A 2,796-nucleotide genomic window follows, 5' to 3' on the forward strand; every position below is an offset into this window, starting at 1 on the left:
GTGTACGGATCATCGGCATTGACGTGCCTGGCTTCGGGATACCGACGCATGCCGAGGCAAAGGATGTCCTGGCTGGCGCCATGCTGAATTACGCCAGGCTTGAAGCCGAGCAGGGCGCCGTCCAGCGCGCGCCAAGCGACAAGGCCGACCTGCCAAAGATTACCCTGCTGGGCGAGATGTTCCCGGCCGACCCGATCGGGATCAGCCAGATCCTCAAGCCAATGGATCTTGCCGCTGGCGCTGTCGTGCCGACGCGCGAATGGCGCGAGCTTTACACCGCGCTCGACTGCGCTGCCGTCGCCGCGATCCATCCCCATTACACCGCGTCTGTCCGCGAATTCCAGGCCGCTGGCCGGCCGGTCGTCGGCTCTGCGCCCGTTGGCTCAGAAGGAACCGCCGCCTGGATCGAGCAGATTGGCGAGGCCTGCGGGATTTCGAGAGACAAGATCGATCTGGCCAAGAATAACTCGGTCGGCGCGATCAAGGCGGCGCTTGCCGCGATGCCGATCAAGGGCCGGATTACGCTGTCGGGCTATGAAGGCTCGGAGCTTCTGGTCGCGCGTCTCCTCTGCGAGAGCGGCGCCGATGTCCGCTATGTCGGCACGGCCTGTCCGAAAACGAAATGGTCAGAGGCCGACCGCGACTGGCTGGAAGCCCGCGGCGTCGAAGTGCGCTTCCGCGCATCGCTGGAAACCGACCTTGCAGCGCTTGAAGCCTTCGACCCGGATCTTGCCATCGGCACGACGCCTGTCGTCCAGAAGGCCAAGGAGAAGGCGACCCCTGCGCTCTACTTCACCAATCTCATCTCCGCGCGTCCGATCATGGGTGTGGCAGGCGCTGGCTCGCTGGCCCAGGTCGTCAATGCGGCCATGGCCGGCAAGGACCGGTTCGAGACAATGAAGGCCTTCTTCGAAGGGGTCGGCGAAGGCGACACGGCCGGTGTCTGGGAAGGCAAGCCCAACATCAATGAAGGCTTCCGCGCCAAGCAGGAACGCAAGCTGGCGCTCGCCGCCAAGCGCGCCGCAGACATAAAGGAGCCGGTCGGATGCTGATCCAGGATCATGACCGCGCGGGCGGATATTGGGGCGCTGTTTACGCGTTCACCGCAATCAAGGGCCTCCAGGTCGTGATTGACGGTCCGGTCGGCTGCGAGAATTTGCCAGTGACTTCGGTGCTTCACTATACCGATGCGCTGCCGCCGCATGAGCTACCGATCGTTGTGACCGGGCTTGGCGAGGAAGAGCTTGGCTCGACAGGGACCGAAGAGGCCATGAAGCGGGCCCGCGCTGCGCTCGACCCGGCGCTTCCAGCGGTTGTCGTCACTGGCTCGATTGCCGAAATGATTGGCGGCGGCGTGACGCCGGAAGGCTCAAACGTCAAACGCTTCCTGCCGCGCACGATCGATGAAGATCAGTGGCAGAGCGAAGACCGCGCGCTGCTCTGGCTGTGGACCGAATTTGCCCAGACCAAGGGCCGCAATCCGCGCCCGAAAAAGAAAAAAGAGGGCGACAAGCCCAGCGTGAACATTATCGGGCCGAGCTATGGCATGTTCAACATGCCCTCCGATCTCGCCGAAATCCGCCGCCTGGTCGAAGGCATCGGCGCGGAGATCAACATGGTCTTCCCGCTCGGCAGCCATATCGAGGATACGCGCAAGCTGATCGATGCGGATGTGAGTGTCTGCATGTATCGCGAGTTCGGCCGTCGTCTCTGCGAAGCCATCGATACGCCCTATTTGCAGGCCCCGATCGGGCTGCATTCGACCACGAAATTCCTGCGCGAACTTGGCCGGCTGACAGGGCTTGATCCTGAGCCCTTCATCGAGGCGGAAAAGCATTCGACCATCAAGCCGCTCTGGGATCTCTGGCGCTCTGTGACACAGGATTTCTTCGGCACGGCCAATTTTGGTGTCGTCGCCAATGAGACCTATGCACGCGGGCTTCGCAATTTCCTCGAGAACGATATGGGGCTGCCCTGCGCCTTCTCATTCGAACGCAAGGCCGGCAAGAAGCCCGACAATGACGCCGTCGCCGACGCCATCCGCGACACGCCGCCTTTCGTCCTGTTCGGCAGTTTCAATGAGCGGATGTACATCCAGGAAGCCGGCGCACGCTCGCAATATATTCCTGCATCCTTCCCGGGCGCGGTGATCCGGCGCCATACGGGCACGCCGTTCATGGGCTATTCGGGCGCGACCTATCTCGTCCAGGAAGTCAGCAATGCGCTGTTCGATGCGCTGTTCCATATCCTGCCGCTTGCCGGCGACATGGATGCGGCAGACGCAACGGTTTCGAAGATCGAGCAGTCTGTCGCCTGGGACGTGGATGCCAGTCACAAGCTCGATGAATACGTCGACACATATCCGGTCCTGGCGCGAATTTCGGCCGCGAAACGCCTTCGCGATGCCAGCGAGGAAAGCGCCCGCGAATCCGGCGCCAGAACAGTAACCCCTGCCCATGTCGAGTCAGCCCGAAGACGGCTGGGATCGCTACAGGCCGCATAAGACACAAGAGAGAGGGAGTGAAATGAAACACGCACAGGCAGGAGCCAGAAACCTCCAGTTCCGACTGGATTATCTGCTCTATTTTACACTTCTCTATCCGCTTGTTTTCCTCTGGCTCGGCTTCTCGAAAGCGCTCGGCAAGAGATACACGGACGATATCCGGTCGAAGAAGAACATCTTCCTCGAAACCAGCTCCACGCTGCATGCAGCGCTGCCATGGGTGTATTACCTATGAGCTATCCCCATTCACGCTCAATCAATCAGTTTCCGCGTTCGCCAGAGCTGTGCGCGTG

The 2,796-nt window shown here is 61.3% G+C and carries 3 protein-coding genes; all 3 read left to right on the plus strand.

The window, feature by feature from the left end:
- Positions 1–1,052 (plus strand): chlorophyllide a reductase subunit Y (bchY, locus tag WA989_RS08065; protein ID WP_424339989.1); only part of this gene is annotated, 1,052 nt, incomplete at its 5' end.
- Positions 1,046–2,503 carry a chlorophyllide a reductase subunit Z gene (bchZ, locus tag WA989_RS08070; protein WP_424339990.1) on the plus strand — a complete coding sequence of 486 codons (1,458 nt, stop codon included), beginning with the start codon at positions 1,046–1,048 and terminating at the stop codon, positions 2,501–2,503. The genes bchY and bchZ, both read left to right, overlap by 7 nt.
- Positions 2,504–2,525: 22 nt before the next feature.
- On the plus strand, positions 2,526–2,738 hold the full coding sequence (locus WA989_RS08075) for a hypothetical protein (protein ID WP_424339991.1): 213 nt from the start codon (positions 2,526–2,528) through the stop codon (positions 2,736–2,738).
- Positions 2,739–2,796: the final 58 nt, after the last annotated feature.

The sequence above is a fragment of the Henriciella sp. genome (assembly GCF_049649345.1).
GTDB lineage: Bacteria > Pseudomonadota > Alphaproteobacteria > Caulobacterales > Hyphomonadaceae > Henriciella.